The following is a 2,510-nucleotide window of genomic DNA, read 5'->3' on the forward strand; positions in this document are numbered from 1 at the left end:
TGGCGGGTGAGCTGGTGCGCCGGGCGTCCCGGCTCGCGGCCGGGACTGGGGGCGGCCCGGGCCGCCACGATCGACAGGGCGAGCGGCAGGCCGGCGCAAGCCCCGACGATGCTGCCCGCCGCGTCAGCCTCCGTCGAGAGCCGATCCCGGCCGAGCCGGCCGGCGAGGAGGTGAAGGGCCTCGTCCCGGCTCAGACAGCCGAGCGGCAGAGGACGGAGCCCTTCGGTCGCCACCAGGCCCGACATCTGATTCCGGCTGGTCACCACTACCGCGCAACTGGCCGAGCCGGGCAGCAGCGGGCGGACCTGATCGGGGTCCCGGGCGTCGTCCAGCACGATCAGCATCCGTCGGTCGGCCACCAGGCTCCGATACAAGCCGATCTGGGAGTCGAGATCGGCCGGCACAGCGTTCGGGGCGACGTCGAGCGCGTCCAGAATCGCGCGTACCGCGCCAGCCGGGGTCATCGGCGGTTCGGTGGGGTGAAAGCCGCTGAGGTTGACGAAGAGTTGACCGTCCGGGTACCGGTCGAGGTGGGTGGCCGCCCAGTGCAGCGCGAGCCAGGTCTTGCCGATTCCGCCGGTGCCGCTCACGGCCACCGCGGTACCGGTCGTTTCACCGCTCGTCAGCAGGGCCGCGTCGAGCTGCGCCAGATCGTCGGACCGGCCGGTGAACGACCCGGACGGCATGGGCAGCTGTCGGGGGACAGGTGACCCGGTCTGAGGCGTGTCCGCCGCGACATCCGGCGCCAGGATCGACAGGTGCAACTGCTGGAGATGCGGGCTCGGCTCCACGCCAAGTTCCTCGACCAACAGGTCCCGAAAACGCCGGTAGTGCTCCAGCGCCTCGGCCGAGCGGCCGGCGCCGGAGAGCGCGAGCAACATCTGGCCGGCCAGGCGCTCGTTCAACGGTTGCCCGGGCACGAGCCGCGACAGGTCCGCCAGAACCTCGTCGTGGTGGCCGACCCGCAGTGCCGCATCGATGCGTTCGAGTTCCGCTGTCAGCTTCTCCTGCTCCAGATCCGTCCGCACGGTGTCGAGCCAGAACGCGTCCAGCCCGGAGAACGGGTCACCGCGCCAGAGGCCGAGTGCCTTGTCGAACAGGGCGAGGCGGTCGTCCTCGGACCGCTCGGCGCGGGCCTCGTCACGCAGCTGGCGGAAGCGGTGCAGGTCCACCGCCATCTCGTCGGCAGCCAGCAGGTAGCCACCGGATCGGCGCGTGATCGTCGCGTCGGGAACGTCGGCCAGGTTGCGGCGCAAGCGGTACAGGTAGCCGTAGAGGGTGTCGCGGGCGCGTTGCGGTGGGCTCTCGCCCCAGACCCGGTCGATGAGCTGGTCGACGGAGACCGCCCGGTTGACGTCCACGAGCAGCGCGGCCAGGACGCATTGCTGTCGGGCATGCCCGAGGGCGACCGGGCGGTCGTCGACTGTCGCCACTACGTCACCGAGCAAACCGAATCGCACCGCCACCCGCATCTCCTCACCCAGGCGCCGTTTCTGTCTTACCCCGGTTCCACCAGCGGATACCAGGTCCGTCCCAGACCGTCCCCAGACCCGACGCCGATAGTCGATCGGGACAGCCCAGGACGGGCTGCCAACGAGATGGAGGAGAACGACATGGGATGGCTGAAACGACCACTCGTCGTCGTCGCCACGACCGCGGCGGTCCTGGTGGGCACGGGCGGCATCGCACAGGCCGGCACCGACCGGGTTGCCACGGTGTCCGGCGCGAAGGTGACGTTCACCAGTTACGGCGACTCATTCTCGGTCTGCGACACCGAGACCGACGGGTTGAACGTCTACAACGAGTACAAGTACATCCGCAAGGACGGCACTGTCCAGCGCGACCTCGAGTACAACGGCCTCGGAAGCGGGACCTGCGCCTCGTACGACCACAACTTCGGCGAGGGCCGCAGCGTCACCTTCCGTGCCTGCCTCGACATGCCGGGAATCATCCCGGATCCCTGCAGCAACTGGGCGGTGGGTGTCGCATGAGGACGCTTGGGAAGCTCAGTGTGGTAGCCGTCGCCGCGACGGCGACGATTCTCGCGACCGGGACCAGCGCATACGCCGGGACCGACGCGGTGTCCGAGGTCACGGGCTCGTCGTCGCGGTTCATCAGCTACGGAGACAAGTTCGAGAACTGCGACACGTCCTCGGACGGCCTCATCTCGTACGTCGCGTTCGAGTACGTCCGCATCGACGGATCCCTACAGACCGGCTCGCACTACAACCCGGGAAGCAGCGGTGACTGCTCCCAGTGGAACCACAATTTCGGTGAGGGGCGCACGGTCCGGTTCCGCTCCTGCGTCGACCAGCCGGCCTGGGCCACCGACACCTGTGACCGGTGGCGCAGCGGGGTCGCCTAGCGCCGGGTGACCTGGGCGTCGACCACAGCGACAGGTCACTGCCACGCGCGAAGGACGCTCAACGGCCCGTCCCCGACCGATGCCCGGTCGGCAGCGGCTGGGGTTTCCTGGACCTGGCCTTCATGGGCGTGTTGTTCGGCTGGCT

Annotated in this window: 3 protein-coding genes; 2 read left to right on the forward strand and 1 reads right to left on the reverse strand. The window is 69.4% G+C overall.

Features of this window, described 5'->3' with window-relative positions; genetic code table 11:
• Positions 1-1,466: BTAD domain-containing putative transcriptional regulator (locus AB0C20_RS35970; RefSeq protein WP_357569694.1), on the reverse strand; the 1,466-nt coding region annotated here is incomplete at its 3' end.
• A gap of 147 nt (positions 1,467-1,613) precedes the next feature.
• Between AB0C20_RS35970 and AB0C20_RS35975 the strand changes: the two genes are divergently transcribed.
• Together AB0C20_RS35975 and AB0C20_RS35980 are read left to right on the forward strand one after the other, a co-directional pair.
• Positions 1,614-1,991 (forward strand): hypothetical protein, encoded by a 378-nt coding sequence (locus tag AB0C20_RS35975; protein WP_146766342.1) that lies wholly within the window; start codon positions 1,614-1,616, stop codon positions 1,989-1,991.
• On the forward strand, positions 1,988-2,365 hold the full coding sequence (locus AB0C20_RS35980) for a hypothetical protein (protein WP_146766340.1): 378 nt from the start codon (positions 1,988-1,990) through the stop codon (positions 2,363-2,365). The genes AB0C20_RS35975 and AB0C20_RS35980 overlap by 4 nt, the downstream gene beginning before the upstream one ends.
• The last annotated feature ends 145 nt before the right edge of the window (positions 2,366-2,510 follow it).

The sequence above is a fragment of the Micromonospora sp. NPDC048843 genome, assembly GCF_040649965.1.
GTDB classification, from domain to species: Bacteria; Actinomycetota; Actinomycetes; order Mycobacteriales; family Micromonosporaceae; genus Micromonospora; species Micromonospora hortensis.

Coding starts and splice junctions, on each gene's coding strand:
- AB0C20_RS35980 (WP_146766340.1), top strand. CDS start 1,988: ATGAGGACGCTTGGGAAGCTCAGTGTGGTAGCCGTCGCCGCGACGGCG.
- AB0C20_RS35975 (WP_146766342.1), top strand. CDS start 1,614: ATGGGATGGCTGAAACGACCACTCGTCGTCGTCGCCACGACCGCGGCG.